We start from the raw sequence: 21,698 nt of genomic DNA, 5'->3' as shown, positions 1-21,698 counted from the left end.
AACACGCTACGTGTTCTTCTCTGCCACATACGCCAAGATTGCTTCGACAATACCGTCCATCGTAAAGACCTTAGCCTCGACGGTCGGCTCGTAGCCGAGTTCTCGTAGCGTATCGGAAGTGATCGGGCTGATGCTGACCAGCTTGCTGCGCTGCATGGCTTGGGGCATCAACTGGGCCGTGGCCCGGGCAATCGCGCTGCTGGTAACAATAATCCAATCGACACCACGCCCGCTGAGGCGTCGCTCGACTTCTGGTGCCGGCTGGGTGACGTCGTCGCTTTGATAGGCGATGACTTCCGTGACGTGGGCTCCGGCCGCGGCGAGCCCTTTGGGAAGGACGTCCCTGCCGCGAGAAGCCCGAATGAGTAGCACGTGCTGCTGCTTAACGGTGTCGCTTAACGCATCGACTAGCGATTCGGCGCGATAATCTTCCGGCAAGATGTCGGTATGGAATCCAAACGAGCGAAGCTGGTCGGCGGTTCCTGGTCCGATTGCAGCAAACTTCACGTGACCAAGCCGACGGTAGTCGAAGCCAAGTTGCTTGAGCCGTTGAATAAAGAAGGTCACCCCGTTTGCGCTAGAGAAAACGACCCATTGAAACGATTGCAGATTTTCAATCGCAGCATCGAGCGGCTCTTGGTCGTGGGCTGGACCAATCGCGATCGAGGGCTGAAGCACAATCTCTGCCCCCAGTTCGGCAAGTTGCTGCTGTAAGCTGAAAGCTTGATGCTCTGGCCGCGTCACTAGGAAAGAGTGACCGAATAGTGGTCGCTGCTCGAACCAATTGGGAATACTGCGGTCGGCTGCCACTTCGCCGACCACCGTGATAACCGGCGGGCGAATCTTCGAACCAGAATGAAGTAGGCTCGGAAGCTCGCCTAAGGTGCAGCGGAACGTTTCTTGATCAGGCCAACTACAGCGGCGGATAATCGCACAAGGAGTGTCTGCCGATTTGCCGTGCTCGATGAGTTGCGCACTCCACTGAGGAGCGGTCGTGACGCCCATGTAGAAAACCAGCGTGCCCGGAAAACTTGCGAGCGCCCCAAAGTCGATGGTTGAACCATCTTTGCCAGGCTTTTCATGACCAGTCACAAAGGCGACCGCCGAAGCATGATCGGAATGGGTTAGCGGAATACCAGCATACGCGCTGGCGGCCAATGCGGCGGTAATACCAGGGACAATTTGAAACGGAATATCATGCTGACGGAGGGCGGCGACTTCTTCGGCGGCCCGGGCGAAGACGGTTGGATCGCCACTTTTCAGCCGTACGACCGTTTTCCCTTGCTGGGCATGGGCCACCATCTGAGCGTTGATTTGAGCTTGCGTCCACAATTTGCGTTCGGCGTGGCTACCTAGGCAGTGCCTTTCGGCATGAGGCGAAACGTAGTGCAGCAGTTCCGGATTGCTCAGGTAATCGTACAGAACGACATCGGCTTTTCTCAGGCAGCAGATGCCGCGCCAGGTCAAAAGCCCAGGATCGCCAGGCCCACTGCCGACCAGGTAAACAGTTCCTGGGGATTGAGCCTCAGGCTGGGTTGAGATGGGTGTCACGGAAATCCCTCAATTGACGCTTTGTATGCGAAGTTTTGGTCCAACATGAATTTAAGACGAATCCCCCTCGTAACGGAAGCGGTTGATACAATAGAAGTAACGGATTATGGTGCTTGGCTGGCACCCCTTTTCACCCCCCCGTTTTCGATTCGATATGGCCATAGCTTATGTCTGACGGTGCAAGTTCTACGACTCCTGAAGAATCTAACTACGAAGTTTCGCCAGCACTAAGAAAGCGTTTGCAGCAGCTTTACGAGCATGCATCGCAAATGATGAGCAAGCCGAAGTACGACTACGACTATGCCCATAGCTTGCTGGGCGAATGCTGCCGACGAGATCCAGCGAACCTGGTTTACGTCGAAAAGATGTTCGAAAACCTCGACTTAAAGTTCAAGGGGAAGAAAAAAGGCTCGGTCTTCTCCGCATTTGGCGGCAAAGGAGGCGTTAAGAAAGCCTTGGCGGCCAAGAAGTGGTTGGAGGTGATTTCGGAAGGAATCGACCTTTTAAAGAATAATCCTTACGACAGTGTCACACTAAGGGCAATGGTCGATGCTTGTGCAGCACTTCGCTTCAATGAAGTTGGCCTGCGTTACATGAAGAACGCCATGGACGGCTCACCTGGGGATATGGAAGTGATGCGGCACTGTGCCCGTTACCTCGGAAAGGTTGGCCAATTCGATCAAGCCATCTCGTTGTGGCATTTCATCGAGGAAAAGAAGCGTGGCGATGATGAAGCAAACAAGATGATCTCGCAGTTGACGATCGACCGCGAACGCCGCGCCCAGGGCCTAGCCACGGTGACCAACCGCATCGACCCGGAAGAAGCCGCCAAACTACGTCGAAAGCAATTAGCTGCCCAGGAAGAAGCGGGAGGGGCCGCCCCACCGGTGGCGAAGGGACCGCTGACGGAAAAGCAAAAGCTGAAAGCTCGAATCGAAAACAATCCCGATGTCTCGTCCAACTACATTATGCTGATCGATCTTTGCTGCGAAGAAGGAAAATTCTTCGAGGCAGACGAGGTGCTAAAGCAGGCATTGACCCATTTTGGCGATACGTTGGAATTGATCGAGAAGCGGGAAGAGCTTTTGATCGTTAAAGCTCGCCACCGCTTCCGTTTGGCCGAAAAACAGGCAGCCGCCACGCCCAACCCTGCGCCAGAGCTGCTGGAACTTGTCGAGACGTCCCGAAACGACCTAAACCGGATAGAACTCGAGGTTTACTCGAAGCGAAATCAACGCAAACCGGGGGATGTTGCGTTGAAATATGAGCTTGCAGTTCGCTTGAAACGGGTCGGCAATTTCGAGCAAGCCGAGCAATTGTTTGAAGAAGTAGCCCAAGCGGACGATAAATTATTCCCAATTTGCTATTTAGGTAAGGGAGAGTGTCTGCAATCCCGAAAACAGTATGCGGCCGCTCTGGCGGCGTATGAAGAAGGCCTAACTCGTTCAGAGAACATGAGTTCCGACGGATTAAAGCTGCTTTTATATCGAGCCGGAGTGTTGGCTCAGGGGCTAAAAGAGTGGGTTTCGGCCAGTCGGAACCTCAAACGGCTACATAAATTGGACGCTTCCTACAAAGATGTGAAGCTACGGCTAGACAAACTGCTGTAAATGCGGCATGATAATTAGCTTCTAATAAGAGTCTGACAAAGGACTGTTCGTTTCCGATTACCCGGTTCAACCATGCCCAATACCAAGAGCGCCAAAAAACGTCTTCGCCAGAATGTGGTTCGCCGCACACACAACCGTGCGGTTAAGTCCTCTCTCCGATCGTCGATCCGCAAGGTTCGTGAAGCAGTTTCCGCTGCCGATTTCGAGAAGGCAGAAGAACAGTTCCGCGCCACGGTGAAGAAACTCGACAAAGCCGGCGCGAAGCGGGTCCTGCACCCGAAGACAACCGCCCGTCTCAAGTCGCGTTTGTCGCACCACATTAAGACTGCCAAGCAAAAAGCTTCTGCCTAGTCTCTAGGTGGTTCTAAGCCTCGCTCAGGTTATAGCTTCATCGGCGATCATTTCAGATCGCCGGTTCGAGGCCCTGTAGGCGTTAGAATTAGCTCGACATGCAAGTGGCATCAAAATTATTTCGCCTCGCCGTGCTTTTGCTCAGCGAGGCGTCTTTCGTTTTGAAGCCGCTTGGTCTTAGGCTTCTTCCCAGGCAATCTCGCAGGCATCGAAGATCGGGCCTTCAACACAAGTTCTTTTGTAGTCCCAGCTTCCATCTGCTTGGCGAACCGGGGCGACACACGTAAAGCAAATCCCAATCCCGCATGCCATAGGTGTTTCCAGGGAAACTTGGCACGGAACATCTCGCTTTTGGGTTAGTTCGCTAACCGCCTCCATCATCTTTTCAGGGCCACAGCACAGCACATGGCATTGGCCCAGATCTTCGTCGATCGCTTGATCGAGTAAGGCCGTTACCAGGCCGTGATAACCGGCACTGCCGTCATCGGTGCAGATTTTCAGATCGAGGCCCGTTGCGCGGAAGTCGTCTAGGCCTGCCAGATCGGTCGCTGTGCGGGCTCCATAGCAAAGGGTGACCTTCTTGGGTTTGGCCAGGTCGCTCTCCCCTGCCCCGTATTCTTGCTGGCCGAAAACCTGCTTGGCGACAGCCAGGAACGGCGTTTGTCCAATTCCACCAGCCACCAAGATCAGGTGATCGGTTTCTGGCAGGGTGAATCCGTTGCCCAGTGGGCCCCAGACTTCTAGTTTCTGGCCAGGCTCCATCTGTTTCAGCCGCGAGGTTAACTTGCCGTGCACCTGGTAAACGACATCGACGTAGGTTGGCTGGCCGTTGTCATTCATGATAACGTCGTACAAGGCGAAAGCCCGACCTAGAAGTGGATCGAAGCAGCCACCGATCCGAACCATGACAAATTGGCCTGGCTTGATCTTGGCGGCGATCTCTGGGGCCTCGAAACGAACCCGATAAATACGGGTTGCCAGTTGGACGTTCTCGACGATCGAAGTGGCTTGAAACTGGAATTGCGACATCAGCGGGCTAATCTTTCTAGGGGCTTTGCTACCGTCCGGTTTGCTTCTTGCGAGACGCCTTTTTCTGCTTCACAATCCGCCCCTGACCACGACGAGCTTCGGTGATCAAGGGTGTTTTCTTCTCGCCGCTACGGCTTTTCTTTTTCTTGCGCCCAGGCCCAACGCTTTTCTTCTTTGCGGTTTTCTTGCCGGGGGCAAGGCCACCGCTCGTGCTGGTTGTCCGCCTTTTGCCAGGCTTGCGTTTGGGCGTTCCTTTCGCGCGTTCGGCGTCGGAGTGGGCCCGCAACGCTTTGACCTCGGAGGGGCTCAGTTCGCGGAAAGCCCCAGCGGGGACTTCTCCCAGCTTCAGAGGGCCGATCGAGATTCGTTTGAGCTTCAATACCTTATGGCCGACTTTGGCCAACATACGGCGGATCTCGCGGTTTTTGCCTTCTCGGAGTACAATTTCGAGGATAGCGCTCTTTTTCAGCTTCCGTTTGAGCTTACAGCTTTCGGCTTGAACGAAGCCTTCGGCGAAGTGAACGCCGTTTTGAATCATCTTCAGCTCTTCGGGCGCCGGCATGCCGGCCACTTCCACATGGTACGTCTTGGCAACGCCGTAACGCGGGTGAGCCAGTTGATTCGCCAGTTCGCCGTCGTTGGTGACGATGATCAGCCCTTCGCTCTGACGGTCGAGCCGCCCGATCGTAAAGAGGCGTTCGTCCTGGGGGACCAAGTCGACCACGCGGGTCCGGCCGTCTTGATCGAAGTTGGTGCTGACCACTCCGACCGGCTTGTTCAGGATGAAATATTGCTTCCGGCGGGCGCGGATACGTTGGCCATCGACGGTGATTTTTTGCTTTTCCGGATCGACGACGGTACCTAGTTCTGTGACGAACTCGCCATCGACCTCGACGCGGCCTTCCTGGATGATTTCCTCGCACTTGCGGCGGGAGCCAATCCCAGCCTCAGCCAACACTTTGTGCAGACGCGCGGAGGAAGACGATGACGATGAACCAGGCATTGCAGGCCGATAGCGGGAAAGAGGAATTCAAGCGAATTGCTCTATGATACGCCCGAAAAGGCCCGGCGTCATGGGGATTACCAGGCAACGCGGCGAGGTGGCGAGGCATAGAAATTGGGCCTCAGCTTTTCTGCCTCGGGCAGCGACTGCTGAAAGTCGCGGGGCCGAACACCCAGCATTTCAGGCCCGGCATCGGTATCGGGATAAGGATCGTCGAGTAAGGCTCGACGCTGTTGATCCTTCATCGTGCCCGGGTTTCGCCAGTTCGGGCCGACCATGCCTGCGCAGCCAATACTCGAAAAAAGCAGACCTGCCAGGGCCAGCTTGGCTGTTAACGAGCATCGGTGGAAATAGTTCGGGCCGGTCACCTGACGGCTCTCCAAGGGAGGAAAACGTGGAATTACGGTACGAACGATACCGAGTTCTCCATTTCGGAACAATGGAGATACTTCTCCCTCCTGGGAGGGTACAGTTTGCCTTTTTAGTAAAACAGAGGCCAACTGCGCCCTTGCGTAGAGATGCGTAATTTGAGTTTAAATTACGGCAAATACATATCCAGCAAGACGGTTGGCTGCACGGCGTTGATCTGAATTGGCCCGCACTTGGCGGGAATGAGGAACGTGGAGCCCTTGCCCAAGGCTTGGTCAAGCTGGGCGTGTGAGGTGCGAATCTTTCCTTCCAAGATGGCCACGATATGGAACTTATCAGTGCCGCCAATCGATTTTCGCCCTTCCAGTTTCCACCGATCGAGCACAAATTTCTCGCATGTTACGAGGCGGCTGATGACTGGATCGGAAGTTGGTTGCGGAACGCGTGGCTCGACGGGGCCTCGCTCGAAGTCGATCGTGTTCAGTGATTGGTCGACGTGTAGTGGGCGTGGTTTGCCGTCGGCGCCAACGCGGTTCCAGTCGAACAAGCGAAACGTCGTGTTGCTGGCTTGTTGGATTTCGGCCACCAGCAGGCCCTTCCCCAGGGCATGAACGGTTTTGGCGGGAATAAACAAGCAATCGCCTGTTTTCGGCTCAATAACGTGCATGCAGTCGATCACCTTGTTGGTGGCGACCGCTTCTGCCAGGGCTTCGCGCGTGACTTCGTCTTTGAGACCGACGTAAACCTTGGCGCCTGGCTCGGCGTCTAGGATGTACCAGGCTTCGGTCTTGCCCAAATCAGGCGGATCGAGCGTGGCGCCCATGACGTCGTCGGGGTGAACCTGGATCGAGAGATCGCGATTGGCATCGAGAAATTTAAACAGCAGCGGAAAGGTGCCCGTCGCCGGTTTGCTGCCGAAGAGGTCTTGGGGGAAGTCTTTGACCAACGTCCCCAACGTTTTCCCCTTTAGCGGGCCGTTCGCTACGATGCTTTGATCGTCTCCATGGTCGACAATTTCCCAGCTCTCCGCGAAATCGCCTTCCGCAGGAAGGGGTTTGCCTAGCACGGTCGCCAATCGGCGACCGCCCCAGATATAGTCGCGAAAGGTTGGTTCAAAAATCAGGGGATAGTTCAGCGGCACAGCGTTTTCCTCTTAGGGTGCGATCGTAACGATTATCCAGGGTGACAAGCACGGCAAGCGATGCTCGGTTGGCGATCCATGGTTATTGTAACATCTGCGGCGTGTTGTTAGGATGGAATCCATGTCAGGTGGCAGGACCGGCCTATATCTATGCCCCACTGCTGTCGCGCGTAGTGCTCTTTCGGGGTGCCGGCAAGTAACCACCGACATGGTGAGACAACCTGTTTGCTTCGATGGTGCGTAGCGATCGCCGATAGTTCGGTGGTCGTCGAACAGCCAGATCCACTCAGGCATAAGCTTACCGCTGCCCATTCTTCCCCACTGTGAACTCGTAATACGCGCTTCCTGAAGCGAGGCTTCCCGGAATGAACAGCAAGATCAACGACGATTTCTTTGAAGGCTCTTCGATGTCGTTCGGCGACCATCTCGAAGAGCTCCGCTCGTGTCTTTTCAAGGCCGTTATTTGGCTGGGCGTGGGCGTTGCCATCGGGCTCTATTGTGGGGCCGATGTGGTCAAGTTTATCGAGCAGCCCATTCAGGAGGCTTTGGTACGCTACTACCAAAAGAAGTCGATTGCTCGCTTGGAAGAAAACCTCGGCATTCAATTAACCGAAGCTCAGGAGGCGGAGGTCTTAAAAGAACTGAAAGATAAAGACTGGGCACCGGTCGACGTCTGGGTCGAGCCGGACGAAATCAAGCGTTTGGCGAATTACACGCCACCTAATAAGGACGCGCAGGGCAAAGACAAAGAGATTGCCCCGGCAGCCGAGTCTAAAGAAGAGGCCGAGCCGACAAAAAAACCTGCGGACGAGAAAAAGAAAACCGACAAAGAGCTGGATGTGCGGAAGGCTCTGCAGGAGGCCAAAGTCTTGCCGGTGGCCGAGCCCGTTCGCTTGCGGACTTGGCAGCGGATCGAACCTTCGACAGAAGCGCTACGCGTCGAAGAAGTGTTCATGATCTGGATGAAAGCGGGCATCGTTTTTGGCGCGATCTTGGCCAGCCCATTCATTTTCTGGCATCTGTGGCAATTCGTCGCGGCTGGTCTTTATCCGCATGAAAAGAAATATGTGTGGATCTTCATGCCGTTTAGTTTGGGGCTCTTTTTTGGTGGGGCATGCATCGCCTATTTTCTGGCTTTTACGCCGGTCCTCGACTTTTTGTTTAGCTTTAACTTGATGACCGGTATCGATCCTCGTCCGCGAATTAGCGAGTGGATGGGATTTGTGATCATGTTGCCGTTGGGTTTCGGGATTAGTTTCCAGTTGCCGCTGGTGATGTTGTTGTTGAACCGAATCGGTATCTTCAGCATCGAGGCCTATACTTCCAACTGGCGCGTGTCGGTGTTGGTGATCTTCTTCCTGTCGATGATTTTGACGCCGTCCGATCCGATTAGTATGTTGCTGTTAGCCGTTCCGCTGACTGGTCTATACTTCATGGGCATTGGCCTATGTAAGTGGATGCCATCGACGCGGGCCCCTTTCCCTGAGGCGAAGTAACAGAAGCATTCTTTTCCCCTCTCCCTTCAAGTGAGTGGGGAAAAGAATAGATGACTGCGCCCAAGCACGGTGAACGCCTTCTTCCCCTTCTGTAAAAGGATTGAAACGGTTGTGGGTTATCTCGTACTCGAAAACGGTACCGTTCACGATCCAGCCAACGGCGTTGATGGCGAAGTTCGCACGCTGTGGCTGAAAGATGGCCAGGTGGTCGCTCCTCCGGCGGAAGACAGTCCGCCAATCGATCGCCGGATTGATTGTCGCGGCTACGTTGTCATGCCTGGCGGGGTTGATATGCACTGTCATATTGCCGGGCCGAAGGTCAATATCGGGCGACAGATGACGCCAGAGTATCGCCGCGAAGAAGGTATCCCCCGCAGCGAAGGACGCCGCAGTGCCAGCGGCGGGCTACTGCCCAGCACGGTTGGCACCGGCTACATGTTCGCTGGCTTGGGCTACACGACGGCCATGGACGCGGCCATTCCTGGGTTGCATGCTCGGCACGCTCACGAAGACTTGCTTGATACGCCGCTGCTGGACAAAGGTTTTTATCTGTTGTTCGGCAACAATCAGTTTGTGATGGATCGGATTCGGGAAGAGCGGACTGCTTGCCTCGATGCTTACCTGGCCTGGACGCTCGGTTCGACGAGTGCCTACGCGGTGAAGATCGTGAACCCTGGCGGCGTCGAGAACTGGAAGCAGGTCAGCCGTAAGACAGTTCAGCAGCTTGACGAACCGGTCCCTGGGTTTGGAGTTTCTCCCCGGCAAATCGTGCGCAACCTGGCGGCCTCGGTCGATCGCTTGCAGTTGCCGCACGCAGTGCATATCCACTGCAATAACCTAGGCGTGCCAGGCAATAGTGAAACGACCTTACGAACGATGGAGGCCCTCGACGGCCACAGAGGGCACTTTGCCCACACGCAATTTCATAGCTATGCCGGCGACGAAAACGACCCGGCCAGTTTCCGTTCGGCGGTGCCCAAGCTAGTCGAGTACGTCAACGAGCACGAGAACATCACGATCGACGTGGGGCATGTGAACCCTGGGCAAACGTTGGGGATGACGGGCGACGCGCCCTTTGGTTACTTCCTGTCGAAGCTGACCGGTAATCGCTGGTATGCGGCGGATGGCGAACTGGAAAGTAGTTGTGGCGTGATACCGATGGAGTTTCAGCCGCAGAAAGTTCTGGTGCATGCCGTGCAGTGGGCCGCCGCGCTGGAATGGTATTTGATGATGAAAGATACGTGGCGGATCGCGATGAGCAGTGACCATCCCAACGGCGGCGCGGTGTTTCGTTATCCGGAAATCATTCACCTGCTGATGGACGCCCCGTTCCGCCGCGAGGCGATCGGGCGGATGCACAAGACCCTCGGCGATCGCACAATCTTGGCCGACTTGGATCGCGAGTATTCGCTGAGTGAAATCGCCATCATTACCCGGGCCGCCCCGGCGAAAATGCTTGGCCTGACCGCCAAGGGGCATCTTGGCATCGGTGCGGACGCAGACGTGACCATTTACACGCCGAGTGCCAATCGGACCGAGATGTTCCAAAGGCCCCGCTACGTGGTGCAAGCCGGACGAGTGATTGTCGAAGATGGCGAAATCGGCCGCGAGGTATTCGGCAAGCTATTCGCGGTTGCTCCCAGCATGGACGATGGGCAGCTACCGGTGATCCAAAAATGGTTCGACGACGCCCACACAATCCGCTTCCGAAACTTCGCGATTGAGAAAGAACATTTGGGGGAAGTTGAGACGGTGGAGTCTTCTTAGTAAGGCAATGCACACAACTTTGAGATCGCCTGTATAGAGTCGAGCATCACTTGAAAATTCGATTCAAGTCCAAAGTGAGTTCTTGGTCGGGAAGAGTAAGCACGACTTGCGAATCGCTGGGGATCAGCGTGGGCTGCCAATCGGATTGCCTGTCGCTGAAATCGTAGCGTTCGAGACGTTGATCCGGAATATTGACAACCCAGTATTCCCGCACCCCAGCCGTTCGGTAGATTTCCGCCTTAGCTCGATCTCGTTCAAGGGACGTGTCGGCAACCTCAATGACCAGGCGACAGTCTGTGCCGCTGGGGTGGCGATTACGAAAGTCTTCGTGCGCGCCGCAGACGATCGCAATATCGGGCTCTGGTTCACTTCGCTCGGAAGTGATGGGAAGTTGGCATTGGCAGAGCCAGCCCTTAGGAAGCTCACGCAAGAAGAATTCGTTGAGCACACGAACAATGAAACCATGAATGGGCCGCTGATTCATTTTCTCGACAATCCATCCTTCGAGCAACTCGACGCGATCTTCTGGAGTTAGCACACCCATTTCGCCGAGTCGATGATATTGTTCAACTGAGAATCTCCGCAGCGGCAATGGCGGCGCAACCGGGGTGTTGAACTCAAGGTGAGAGGCCATGGTTTCGTTTTCATTCCAATGGGCGAAGTCGTATTGCTACCACATGATCCCGAAAAGAGATCCTTGTGGCGTCTGCTTCTCGATTTGGCCGGTATAACTTGGGTTGACAAGCCTATTTGTATTATGGGGGGCCGTTCCTTCAAAGCAATACGAATGTCTACGCTGGTAGCCGAAACCTCGGCAGCCCTTCTTGCATGGAGCTGGGGTTTCCCTTGCGATTGACCGCGTAGACCTCAATCAAAGAGAACAACAAGGGGTGTGATGCGGCCAGATAACACGCTAACAAAAAAACGGTCCTCTCGCACCGTTGCTGGCGAAGAGAGGACCGTGAAGTCATTATCGTTGCGTGATGGCAAGCCAAGCTGGAACTAGCCGCCGGTGGCTTCCAGCAGCTTCTCTTGCCCCAGGCGATCGCAGAAGTCACCCAGGCTTTCCCCTGCGGTGCGTTGCTCTTTGAACACGGTGAGAACTTTTACCAGTTCCGGAACGACTTCATCAGCGGGGACCATGTCTTTGTAGATGTAGCTCAAGCGGTTACCGAGCAGGCGGCCGCCGAGGAACATCGTGTACTTTTCCTTCGCACGACCGACTAGGCCGATGTCGCTGTTGTAAGGGCGGGCACAGCCGTTGGGGCAGCCGGTCATTCGCATGGTGAAGCGTTCGCCAGAAAGACCAAGCTTCTCGACTTCCTTCTCCAGGTCGTCGACCATGCCAGGGAGTGCCCGTTCGCTTTCCGTGATCGAAAGACCACAGGTCGGCCAAGCGACACAGGCCATCGACCAACGCAAGGTATTGCTGATTTCTTCGGTAAGCACCACTTTGTGCTTCCGGAGGATCTCTTCCAACTTCGGCTTATCGCTTTCGGCGATATCGCTGAAGATGATGTCTTGGTGGCCAGTGAACTGGATGCCTGGTTCAAGAGTCGTGCAGATCTCGCGAATGGCCGTCTTCAGGCTGTGTGTTTCGTTGTCGGCGATACGGCCGTTTTCGACGTTCAGCCCATAGAACCACTTGCCATCCCCCTGCTCCGACCAGCCTTTGTGGTCGTCGAAATCGGTCACGTCCGATGGGTGCGGTTCCGGTAGTTCGCGGCCGAAGTATTCTTCGACCTTCTTCTTGAACTCAGGCAGGCCCATGTTGCGGACGGTGTACTTCAGACGAGCCACCTTGCGGTCTTCGCGGTTGCCGAAGTCGCGCTGCACCTTGACGATCGCTTCGCAAACGCCGATCAGGTCTTCAGGCGAGACGTAGGTCAGCTTCATGCCCAAAGCTGGGTAGGTCTTATCGGCGCTGGGGGTACGGCCCATGCCGCCACCGACCAGGATGTTGTAGCCGACGATCTTGCCATCTTCGTGGACAGCGATCATCCCCAGGTCTTGGGTGTAAACGTCGATGCAGTTGTCTTCCGGCAGGCAGATGCCCATTTTGAACTTACGCGGCAGGTAGTGCTTGCCGTAGATCGGTTCGATCGTTTCGCCGGTGTCGACCTTTTCCTTCTCGCCGGTCTCAGGATCTTGCAGGAAGATCTCTCGGTAGGCGCCCGTCTTCGGGGCGAAGTGGTCGGCCAGCTGGAAAGACATGTCTTGGATTTGGCTGTGCAGCTCGTTGTTCTTGAACGGAGCTGGGCAGCACATGACGTTGCGGTTGACGTCGCCGCAGGCACCCAAGGTTGTGAGGCCAACCCCTTTCATACGCTGCATCAGAGTGCGAACGTTGTCTTTGTGGATGCCGTGGAACTGCGTGGCCTGGCGGCTGGTTATGCGGAGCGTGCCGTTGCCCAGTTCGTCGCACAGGTCCAGCTCTTCCATCAGCTGCTTGCTGGTCAAAAGCCCTGCGGGAAGCCGGGTGCGGATCATCATGATGTACTCTTTGCCCGAACCACCGGCAGCTCGGCTGGCAGCGCGAGCGTCGCGGTCGTCTTGCTGGTACATGCCAAAGTGCTTGATGAGCTGGATGCTCTCTTTGCTGAAGTGGTCGGTTCCATCGACCATTTCGTTGGCAAGATTACCGCGAAGGTAGTTGCTTTCGTCTTTGATGCCCTCAACCGGGCTCAGCTTTTTATCAGTGGAAGCCATGGAGCAAAGTGATTTGGGGAAATAGGGAAGGCAGGTTCGTGTGCCTGCGGGAAGTCAGTTCTCGGCACGCAATAAGCCCCCTCTATAAATGGCTCTCCGGCCAAAATAGTGGGAACATGCGCCTAATATACACATTCGGACAATTCTTCGTAATGCGTCAATCTGGCTAAGATTTCCTTAGCCGACTCCCTTTTGAGGCTGCTTGAGGGGGGAACGTGGCTGCTGTTTCTTGTTTCGGGCAGGATTGTGCTATCGCGGTTCTGCTTGCAGTGCGGCCTCTCTGTAACGATTTAACCTAATCTCGCAGTGTTTGGGTGGTAGTAGGCGAGGGGGATTCGGCGATAAAATAACCTTATTCCCAATATGCAAGACAACACCCTAGCGGGGAGTATGCCAGGTGAGTGCCAAGATTCTGGATGGAAAAACGGTTGCCAATGCCCTGCAAGAGGACATCGCCCAGCGGGTCGAACTGTTCGTCAGCAATACCGGCATTACCCCCTGTTTAGCGGCCGTTTTGGTGGGGGAAGACCCCGCCAGCCAGGTGTATGTCCGCAATAAGGAGCGAGCTTGTGGCAAAGTGGGCATGGCCAGCGAGTTGTTCCGCATGCCGGAAGACGTCTCGCAGGCCGAACTCCTCAACTTAGTTCAGGGACTTAATAAGAACGACAAAGTAAGTGGCATTTTGGTTCAGTTGCCGTTGCCTAAGCATCTCGATGCGTCCGAAGTTCTCGATGCGATCGACCCCCAAAAGGATGTCGACTGTTTTCATCCGAGCAATGTCGGTTTGCTTTCGCAGGGCCGTCCGAACTTTCTTCCTTGTACTCCGCATGGCGTGCTGCAGATTCTCAAGCATTTCAATTTACCTACCGCTGGGAAAAACGTTTGTATATTGGGACGCAGCGATATCGTAGGCAAACCGCTGGCGTTAATGCTCATGCAGCGAACGAGCGAAACCTGTGGCCCTGACTTTGCCAACGCCACCGTGACCGTCTGCCATAGCCGTACGCCAAACTTGAAAGCGATGACCACCCAGGCCGATATCTTGATAGCCGCGATCGGCGTGCCGAAGTTTGTCACGGCAGATATGGTGAAACCAGGGGCCGTGGTGGTTGATGTGGGGATCAATCGAACCGATGAAGGACTTTGCGGCGATGTCGACTACGACGCGCTATTGGAAGTCGCCGGAGCCGTTACCCCAGTGCCAGGGGGCGTGGGACGTTTGACCGTCACCATGTTGCTGGAAAACACCCTGAAAGCGGCCATTCTGCAGGCCAAATAGGGTTGGCTAAGAGCGTTGCCTTAGGGCTTCGTAAAGCAGCACGGCAGCCGTGGTCGAGACGTTTAAACTATCGGCGATACCATGCATCGGCAGATGAATGTTGGTGATCCCCGCTTGGTGCCACTTGTCGCTGAGTCCGTGCGCTTCGCTACCAAGTATTAAGGCAGTTGGCTGAGTCATATCGACCGTTGTGTAGGGGATCGATCCGTCGACTCGGGCGGCGAGCATTTGGACCCCCTGCCCTTGGAGAAATTCAATGGTTTCTTCCGAGGTCGCATCGACGACGGGAACCGAGAAGATCGTTCCCAGGCTCGCGCGAATAGCGTTGGGGTTGAAGAGATCGGTCTGACCATCGGCAGAGATCAATAGGTTCGCCCCGACGGCATCGACCGTCCGCAGAATAGCCCCCACGTTGCCGGGCTTTTCGACCTGCTCGATCACCGCGATCAAGGGGCACCGGGGAAGCTTGACGTCTTGGAGGTTCCGCTGAAAGAGCTTGGCGACCGCGACGGCGCCTTCCAGACGCTCGCCAAAGGAAAGCTTGGCCATGACTTCCGAGCTTACGTGCGTAATCGCGGTTTCGGGGTGTTCGGCCAGCGTACGGGAAAACGGCCCGGCCTCGGGTCCCGAGAGGGCTTCCGGGTTGAGGAAGATTGTTTCGATAGGAAAACCGCACTCTAAGGCCCGGCGAATCTCCCGCAAGCCATCGATGATCGTCCGCTGCTGCTGCGTCCGCCCGCGCCGGTCACGAAGCTTCACCGCCGCTTTGATCTGAGCGTTTTGAAGTGAGCGGATGATTTCCATACCGAGAGCCTCTCGAACAGGCGGTTTCATTCGCCCCGTCGGGGCTTAGGTGTTGGGTTGTTAATGGTTCGTTATTTGGGGCAATGCGATGCGCATTTAACCGAATTCTTTAAGAGCGATCGCCCAACGTCTTGCCAACTTCTTCGTAGCGGGCAAAGTAGCCGCTGGGAAGTTGACGTCCTTTTTTATCAGCGATTGTGAGCGGGCCAGCTTTGATTTGTTGGGGGCGAATGCTGGGGAAATGTTCGGCCAGCATGGCCTTGAGAGTGTCGTCTTCGTAGCCGGGGGAATGGCACGTGAGGAGGACCAATTTAGGAGATCCGTGCATCAACTCGTTCAACTGCTCTAGCAGCAACGGCAGATGTTTGCCGATACGCCAGACTTCCCCTTTCGAGCCGTGCCCGTAGGTTGGCGGGTCGAGGATGACACCGTCGTAAGTGTTGCCCCGTTTGATTTCTCGTTTGACAAACTTCCGGGCGTCCTCGGCGATCCAGCGAATGGGGGCTTCGGAAAGCTCTGAAAGCTCGGCGTTATTGCGGGCCCATTTTACTACATTGGCGGCCGCATCCACGTGGGCTACCTCGGCGTTGCCCAAGGCGCATGCCAGGGAAGAGCCACCGGTATAAGCGAACAGGTTCAGCACTTTCAGCGGTTGGCTGCTGGTTTGGCAGGTTTGTTGCAGCCATTTCCAGTTCTCGAATTGCTCTGGAAAGAGCCCTAAGTGACCAAACTTGGTGGTTTTTAGCCGAAATTTCAGCGGGCCGGCGGCGATCTGCCAGTTTTCTGGCAAACGGTCGGCGTCGAGCCAATCCCCTTCGGTTTCGTTTTTGCGAACGTACTTGGCCACCGCTTGGGGCCAGATTTTGGGGGCGGCGACGTTAAAACCTTCTGCGGAAGGGGAATAGCGATCGAGAATTACCGGCCCAAATTGCTCCAGCTTTCTGCCGGCACCGAAATCGAGCAAGCTATATTGAAAGGAAGCCAATGGAGGGGCGGTCATGGTCGGAAGTTGGCAAAATGGGGTTAAGGGGCGAGAAAATGGTTTTGCCCTGGAATAATTGGCAGTATGTCCCCACAATAGCAGAACATGGCTTGCCTGTCGTCGACCCTATTACCTTGAGATTGCTTGTGACTTTCCGTCGAAAATTCTGCATGCTCGGTTGCCTGGTGGTAGGCAACATGATGATGTTGCCGCTGGCGGTGGGGGCTGAACCCGAAGTCGCGGTGACCACGGAACCAGCCAAGACCGAGGCTCCTCCGACCGAAGCGGAAATCAAGCAGTGGATCGAGCAACTCGATAGCGACAAATTTCTTGTCCGGGAAAGCGCTACGCAAAAGCTGACCACTGCTAAGGCGAACGCAATTCCTCTGTTGTCCGATAGTATCCCTACGGGAAGTCTCGAAAAAGCATTCCGCTGCATTCATGTCTTACGCAACTTTGCGATCGGAGAAGACATTGAAATGGAGCGAGAGGCAACCGCCAAGCTGGCGTTAATCGCCGCCACCGAGAACGACCGAATCGCCGCCTATGCTGAGGATGTCCTCAAGCAAATCGCCCCGATCAAGCAAGAACAGGCCATCCGCATTCTCAGCGGCTTGGGGGTTCGGTTTTCTTCGTATAGCCCTCAGCAAGCGGCCTTGCAGTTCAATGTCCTTTCCGGGCCAGGAATCATTATCGATTCGAGCTATCGTGGAACGGCGGACGATTTGTATTACTTACAGCACCTTGGTTTCATTCAAGATGTGCAAATCAGCAACGATAACGTCACCGCCGAATGGTTCGCTCAAATCGCCAAGATGCCGAAGGTGCGTTTGATGACCATTAAAGATGGGCCCGTGAACGTGGCGATGCTACGCGAGTTAGAGCCGATCTTGCCGCAGTTAGAAGCAATTCGCTTGTATTATATTGATGTGGACGCCAGTATCGCATCGCTGGCTGCCAAGCTGCAAAACGCAACGTATGTCGAGTTCTATGGTCTACCTCTGACCAAGGCCGACGAGCAACGCATTCTCGCGGCCCTGCCTCCGGCTGCGAAGATTGGCGTCAAGTTTCGTAGTGGCGGTTTTCTGGGGGTGAGCGGGAACAGTTCGACGGCTAACGGTCCAGATCCCCGGGGAACTTGCTACATCCGAAATGTCAGCCAAGACAGTGGAGCCTACAAAGCCGGGTTGCGGGCCGGTGATATCGTAACGGAAGCCGTAGGAACCGAAGTGAAGAGCTTTCAGCATTTGATCGACCTGCTTAAAGATAAGAAGGTGGGAGAAACGGTCGATCTGACAGCCATGCGCCGCGGGCGGACCATTAAATTGAATGTGGTCCTAGGAAAATGGCCGCTGAGGCCAGATTATGGCCCTTGATTGCGGCCCTGGCGATCTTCCCCGGGATGCTATTGCCCTGCAGAAGCGGTTGCCCCTACGATAGGCTCCGCTTCCGTGCCCGTTGATTAGGCACACGACAAAAGGAGTTGTCGGTCCATGCTATCACCTGCCCCACGCATTCTTATTACCCGCCTCAGTGCCCTAGGCGATACCGTCCTAACGTTACCGGTACTATGCGCGCTGCGGCGCGCGTTTCCAGCGGCACAGATTGGTTGGGTTGCCGAACCAGCCGCCGCCAAGGTGCTGGCGGATCGGACCGATCTCAATTTTCTGTTCACGGTCGAAAAAGGTTGGCTGACCAAGCTCAGCGAAGTTGCTCGACTTCGTAAGTCTTTACAGCGTCATCAGTTCGAGATCGTGATCGATGCCCAGGGACTCACCAAAAGCGCCGTCGCTGGCTGGCTTTCAGGACGTGCTGAGCAGATTACCTTTACGCGGGGCGAGGCCAGAGAAGTTGCCCCTACCCTGGCACGTACGCGGGTTCAGCCGACGGCGACCTACGTAGCACAGCGTTATTTGCAGTTGCTCGCCCCGTTGGGTATCGAAAACCCACGGCTGGAATTTCAGATGCCTTACGATAGTGTCGCACACGATTCGATTGCCGGCAGGGTGAAGCGGATTGCTTCGGGCAGATATGCCGTGCTGAATGTTGGTGCCGGTTGGTATTCCAAGACTTGGCTACCGACTCGATTTGGTGAGGTGGCGGCCGATTTGTTCATGCGTTACGAGCTGCCCAGCGTTCTGTTGTGGGGGAACGACACAGAATACGAATACGCCGAACAAGCGGCCCAGACGGCTCGCTCGATTGCCCCGCACTGTGTGACGGTGCTCCCCAAACTGTCGATCGCTGAGATGAAAGAAGCGATCCGGCATGCGAAGCTACTAATTAGCGGCGATACGGGGCCTTTACACTTTGGAGTGGCCCTCGATACGCCGACGATTTCCCTGTTCGGCGTAACCAAAGCAGAGTACTATAGTCCCAATCGAGGTATTCATCGCACGGTTCAGAATCGGTACGAGCCACTTTCCAGCCGTAAGCGACGTCGGGCCGGAAACGAGGCCATGCAGGCCATCGATACGGTTGACGTGCTGAGCCAGGTAGACAGCTTGCTCGCGATGCGCCATTCTAAAGCAGCATAACGTGGTCTATGCCACGTAACTTGGAATATTGAGTGTCTTCCCCGAGTATCCCATTGTCGACCGATTCAGAAGAAGAACGCGTACCTCGCTGGAGCACCTACGTGGCGGCTTTGATTGGTGTGGTGGCGATTGTCGTGATGGTGGCTCTGAATCGAGCCCCCAGTGAAGAGCCGGCCCCCCCCGCAGCCAAAGCAGAAGATCTTTCGCGGTACCTCCCTTTCGATGGCCAAAAGGCGTACCAGCATTTGGTCGATGTCTGCAAGTTAGGCCCGCGCGTTAGCGGCAGCCCGGCAATGAAGTTGCAGCAAGACTATATTCGCAAATACTTGACCGAAGCCGGCGCCCAGGTGCAATTTCAATCGTGGGATATTCGCCATCCTGAAACAGGACAACCGGTCACTCTCTCAAACATTTTCGGTCGCTTCCATCCCGAGCGAACCGAACGCATTTTGCTTTGTTGCCACTACGACACCCGCCCTTATGCCGACGAAGACCCAGATAATCCGAAGGCGCCTTTCATCGGTGCGAACGATGGGGCAAGTGGTGTTGGTCTGCTGTTAGAGATGGCGCGACATATCGAGCAGGTCGATACCAAGTATGGGGTCGATCTGGTTTTTCTCGATGCCGAGGAATTCATTTTCGATCGCGAGCGAGATCCGTTTTTCGTCGGATCGACCTATCTCGCCGAAAAATATCGCAATGCAGACATCAATTTCCGTTATAAATGGGGCATCCTGGTCGACATGGTTGGCGATAAGGATTTGCAGATTTACCAGGAACGGAACAGTCTCTCTTGGCGAGATACACGTCCCTTGGTGATCGATGTGTGGCGTGTGGCGAAGAAGCTGAACATTCCTGAGTTCGTTGCTCGTCCGCGGCATACGGTCAATGACGACCATGTCCCCTTGCATGATATCGGTGGTATTCCGATCATCGATATTATCGATTTTGATTACCCGAGTCCCGGCTACGGGCCTAAGTATTGGCACACCACGAAGGATGTGCCAGAGAACTGCTCGGCTGATTCCTTGGCCAAGGTCGGCAAAGTGATCCTTACCTGGCTCCAAGAACTCGAATAGAAACCCGCCTTCCCTAGGCGGATCAACGCTTATGCTCTTCGCCACTTCGCTGCTTGCTCTGACTCTGGTTGCGACTGCTTGGATGATGCACAATCATCATTTGCACACCGTCAAAATGGTCGAACAGCATCCCGAGTGGGATCCCAAGAAGCGTAACTTTCTCTTGGCTCAAGTTCATCGCCGCAAGAAAGTAACGTTTACCATTATGGCGATCGCTGCGGCCGTTTTGCTGAGCCCGATCATTCCACTAAACCTCTTCTTTGTCGCGTATTGGGGCGTCATTTGTTTGTTGGTGCTGTGGATTGTGCTGCTGGCCACCATCGATATGTTCGCCACGAAGAACTATATTCTCTCGCTTCGCGATCAACGCATTGCCAGCCGCCGCGCACTTGAGGAAGAGGTCAAGCGAATGCGGGAAGAAGTGGCCACGACCGAGCCGCCTGCCAAGGAGTAGTCAATCCTGCCATGGTGGAAGAAGAGAATCCAGACTCTCAGCGAGAATCCTCCCCTGCTCTCCGCTTCGGCTGTGGAGCAATCTTAGCGGCGGTAATCTGTATACCGCTCACCGTCTATTTTAGTTTCCCCAGTTGGCCCACCGCTGTGGCAATTCTCGCAGCCGCCGTCACAGGAGGCTGGCTGACCTACCGCTTCGGCGACCAGGTGCTGATCCACATGTTGCAAGCAATTTTCTCGCCTTGGGGCCCACTTTAGAGGGGGTGGGCGGGGAAGGTAAAATGCATGTCAGATGTGGATAAAGCGATATTTTATTAAAAACTCGGTTGACTTTTTGTGCTCTTAGGAAATTATTCGGCTAACCCCACCTTTTATTCCTTCCTGTTGTCGAGCCTCTGGCGAACTCTTTAGTCGCAGGCTCGGCGTACATTCTCAACAGCCGAGATACATCATGCCTACTTCTAAACGGTGGGGCTTCACGCTCGTGGAGCTGCTGGTGGTGATTGCCATCATTGGAGTCTTAATCTCCCTTCTCTTGCCGGCGGTGCAACAAGCCCGCGAGGCAGCACGTCGGATGCAATGCAGTAACAACATGAAGCAGTTGGGACTGGCAATGCACAACTATCACGACACGTACAAAAAGTTTCCTTGTCTCTGTTACCTCGACGGGAATAACAACCCGTCCTATCAAGGCTATAGTGCCTTTGTCCAGATTCTGCCCTATATCGAACAGGGCAATTTGCACGAGCAGCTACGTGTTGCGAGTTCCAATTTTTTAAACAATTGGGACAGTAACAGCACGATTCAAAATCTGCGAGCAATCAAGATCGACGCGTTCGTTTGCCCTTCGGATACGACGTTTCCAGCCTCAACGGCGTGGCTAGCAAATGGGCCTGGCTGTAACTACGGCTTGAGTTTTGGGGCCACTACAAAGTGGAATAGCCTCTCGAATCAAAATGGTATGTTTCGCCAGCAGAACGGGGCCCAAAGCCAAGAAACCCGAATGGCCGACGTAACCGATGGGCTTAGCAACACAATGATGGCTTCAGAGCATCTTGTGGGGGATAACAACAACAATTCGCTCATGAACGGTAATTCTTCAGAGCCCCGTATCGGATCTGATCCAGGCTGGAATCCGCCACAATTCCCCACTCAGACGCAACTCAATACGTTCGGTCAAACTTGCCAAGGGATTACCACCCATAACTCAACCAACGGATGTCAATGGATTGCTCCGATTCCCACCCAAACGATGATCAACACGGTGGCGACTCCGAACTGGAAATATCCTGATTGCCAGATTACCGGCAGTGGTTTTTCTGCCGACCGTGATGGGATCTTCACCCCACGTAGTCGCCACCCTGGCGGCGTTCTGGCGGTAGCAGGAGATGGCTCCGTAAAGTTCGTGACTGAGACGGTCAATTTGCTGACCTTCCAGTGCTTTGGGGCCCGTAACGACGGCAAGCCGGTCACCCTTCCCTAGTCAATTGTTGGGTCGCTGGGAAGTGTCCAGTACGGGACTTGCTCTACCCGCCGTT

At 55.0% G+C, this 21,698-nt stretch carries 20 protein-coding genes; 11 read left to right on the top strand and 9 right to left on the bottom strand.

The features are described from left to right. Positions 1-6: 6 nt before the first annotated feature. Positions 7-1,551 carry a uroporphyrinogen-III C-methyltransferase gene (gene cobA, locus DTL42_RS21395; protein ID WP_234824305.1) on the bottom strand — a complete coding sequence of 515 codons (1,545 nt, stop codon included), beginning with the start codon at positions 1,549-1,551 and terminating at the stop codon, positions 7-9. A gap of 167 nt (positions 1,552-1,718) precedes the next feature. Between cobA and DTL42_RS21390 the strand changes: the two genes are divergently transcribed. Further along, positions 1,719-3,161: a tetratricopeptide repeat protein gene (locus tag DTL42_RS21390; RefSeq protein WP_114372004.1), complete on the top strand. Its 1,443-nt coding sequence runs from the start codon at positions 1,719-1,721 to the stop codon at positions 3,159-3,161. 72 nt (positions 3,162-3,233) lie between these two features. Next, positions 3,234-3,512, top strand: coding sequence for a 30S ribosomal protein S20 (gene rpsT / locus DTL42_RS21385; RefSeq protein ID WP_114372002.1), 279 nt, complete (start codon positions 3,234-3,236; stop codon positions 3,510-3,512). 177 nt (positions 3,513-3,689) lie between these two features. Here rpsT and DTL42_RS21380 read toward each other — a convergent pair whose 3' ends face one another. The 4 genes from DTL42_RS21380 to DTL42_RS21365 all read right to left on the bottom strand — a co-directional run bounded on the left by DTL42_RS21380 (position 3,690) and on the right by DTL42_RS21365 (position 7,054). After that, the gene (locus tag DTL42_RS21380) at positions 3,690-4,541 is read right to left on the bottom strand and encodes a dihydroorotate dehydrogenase electron transfer subunit (RefSeq protein ID WP_114372000.1); all 852 of its coding nucleotides are present in this window, start codon (positions 4,539-4,541) and stop codon (positions 3,690-3,692) included. A gap of 28 nt (positions 4,542-4,569) precedes the next feature. Beyond that, a complete protein-coding gene (locus DTL42_RS21375; RefSeq protein ID WP_114371998.1) occupies positions 4,570-5,544 on the bottom strand; it encodes a pseudouridine synthase in 975 nt (324 codons plus the stop codon). A 77-nt stretch (positions 5,545-5,621) separates the two neighbouring features. Then, positions 5,622-5,984 carry a hypothetical protein gene (locus tag DTL42_RS21370; protein ID WP_114371996.1) on the bottom strand — a complete coding sequence of 121 codons (363 nt, stop codon included), beginning with the start codon at positions 5,982-5,984 and terminating at the stop codon, positions 5,622-5,624. 98 nt (positions 5,985-6,082) lie between these two features. Next, positions 6,083-7,054, bottom strand: coding sequence for a type I phosphomannose isomerase catalytic subunit (locus DTL42_RS21365; protein WP_234824304.1), 972 nt, complete (start codon positions 7,052-7,054; stop codon positions 6,083-6,085). A 365-nt stretch (positions 7,055-7,419) separates the two neighbouring features. On the opposite strand from DTL42_RS21365, the gene tatC reads away from it, so the two are divergent. Beyond that, entirely contained in the window at positions 7,420-8,550 is a 1,131-nt protein-coding gene (tatC, locus tag DTL42_RS21360; protein WP_114371994.1) for a twin-arginine translocase subunit TatC, read from the top strand. Between the two features lie 111 nt (positions 8,551-8,661). Further along, positions 8,662-10,317: a formylmethanofuran dehydrogenase subunit A gene (locus DTL42_RS21355; RefSeq protein WP_114371992.1), complete on the top strand. Its 1,656-nt coding sequence runs from the start codon at positions 8,662-8,664 to the stop codon at positions 10,315-10,317. A gap of 46 nt (positions 10,318-10,363) precedes the next feature. Here DTL42_RS21355 and DTL42_RS21350 read toward each other — a convergent pair whose 3' ends face one another. Both DTL42_RS21350 and DTL42_RS21345 read right to left on the bottom strand, forming a co-directional pair. Next, a complete protein-coding gene (locus DTL42_RS21350) occupies positions 10,364-10,951 on the bottom strand; it encodes a Uma2 family endonuclease (RefSeq protein ID WP_114371990.1) in 588 nt (195 codons plus the stop codon). Positions 10,952-11,319: 368 nt separating this feature from the next. Then, positions 11,320-13,026 (bottom strand): NADPH-dependent assimilatory sulfite reductase hemoprotein subunit, encoded by a 1,707-nt coding sequence (locus DTL42_RS21345; protein ID WP_114371988.1) that lies wholly within the window; start codon positions 13,024-13,026, stop codon positions 11,320-11,322. A 397-nt stretch (positions 13,027-13,423) separates the two neighbouring features. Between DTL42_RS21345 and folD the strand changes: the two genes are divergently transcribed. Further along, on the top strand, positions 13,424-14,305 hold the full coding sequence (folD, locus tag DTL42_RS21340) for a bifunctional methylenetetrahydrofolate dehydrogenase/methenyltetrahydrofolate cyclohydrolase FolD (protein ID WP_114371986.1): 882 nt from the start codon (positions 13,424-13,426) through the stop codon (positions 14,303-14,305). Positions 14,306-14,311: 6 nt separating this feature from the next. Here the strand turns inward: folD and DTL42_RS21335 are convergent, their stop codons facing one another. Both DTL42_RS21335 and DTL42_RS21330 read right to left on the bottom strand, forming a co-directional pair. After that, complete coding sequence (locus DTL42_RS21335) at positions 14,312-15,109, bottom strand: TrmH family RNA methyltransferase (RefSeq protein WP_158545507.1); 798 nt, start codon at positions 15,107-15,109, stop codon at positions 14,312-14,314. Positions 15,110-15,218: 109 nt separating this feature from the next. Then, positions 15,219-16,109 (bottom strand): class I SAM-dependent methyltransferase, encoded by an 891-nt coding sequence (locus DTL42_RS21330; RefSeq protein ID WP_114372898.1) that lies wholly within the window; start codon positions 16,107-16,109, stop codon positions 15,219-15,221. 152 nt (positions 16,110-16,261) lie between these two features. On the opposite strand from DTL42_RS21330, the gene DTL42_RS21325 reads away from it, so the two are divergent. The 6 genes from DTL42_RS21325 (at position 16,262) to DTL42_RS21300 (ending at position 21,643) form a co-directional block, all read left to right on the top strand. After that, entirely contained in the window at positions 16,262-17,467 is a 1,206-nt protein-coding gene (locus DTL42_RS21325; RefSeq protein ID WP_158545506.1) for a PDZ domain-containing protein, read from the top strand. Between the two features lie 117 nt (positions 17,468-17,584). Beyond that, positions 17,585-18,628 (top strand): glycosyltransferase family 9 protein, encoded by a 1,044-nt coding sequence (locus tag DTL42_RS21320; RefSeq protein ID WP_114371980.1) that lies wholly within the window; start codon positions 17,585-17,587, stop codon positions 18,626-18,628. A 53-nt stretch (positions 18,629-18,681) separates the two neighbouring features. Next, positions 18,682-19,707: a M28 family peptidase gene (locus DTL42_RS21315; protein ID WP_234824303.1), complete on the top strand. Its 1,026-nt coding sequence runs from the start codon at positions 18,682-18,684 to the stop codon at positions 19,705-19,707. A gap of 31 nt (positions 19,708-19,738) precedes the next feature. Continuing rightward, the gene (locus DTL42_RS21310; RefSeq protein ID WP_114371978.1) at positions 19,739-20,161 is read left to right on the top strand and encodes a hypothetical protein; all 423 of its coding nucleotides are present in this window, start codon (positions 19,739-19,741) and stop codon (positions 20,159-20,161) included. Positions 20,162-20,172: 11 nt separating this feature from the next. After that, on the top strand, positions 20,173-20,418 hold the full coding sequence (locus DTL42_RS21305; RefSeq protein WP_114371976.1) for a hypothetical protein: 246 nt from the start codon (positions 20,173-20,175) through the stop codon (positions 20,416-20,418). Positions 20,419-20,611: 193 nt separating this feature from the next. Next, positions 20,612-21,643, top strand: coding sequence for a DUF1559 domain-containing protein (locus DTL42_RS21300; protein WP_114371974.1), 1,032 nt, complete (start codon positions 20,612-20,614; stop codon positions 21,641-21,643). Positions 21,644-21,698: the final 55 nt, after the last annotated feature.

Origin of the sequence: Bremerella cremea (assembly GCF_003335505.1) — a bacterium.
Classification (GTDB): Bacteria; Planctomycetota; Planctomycetia; order Pirellulales; family Pirellulaceae; genus Bremerella; species Bremerella cremea_A.
This window is presented reverse-complemented; position numbering and strand designations above follow the sequence as displayed.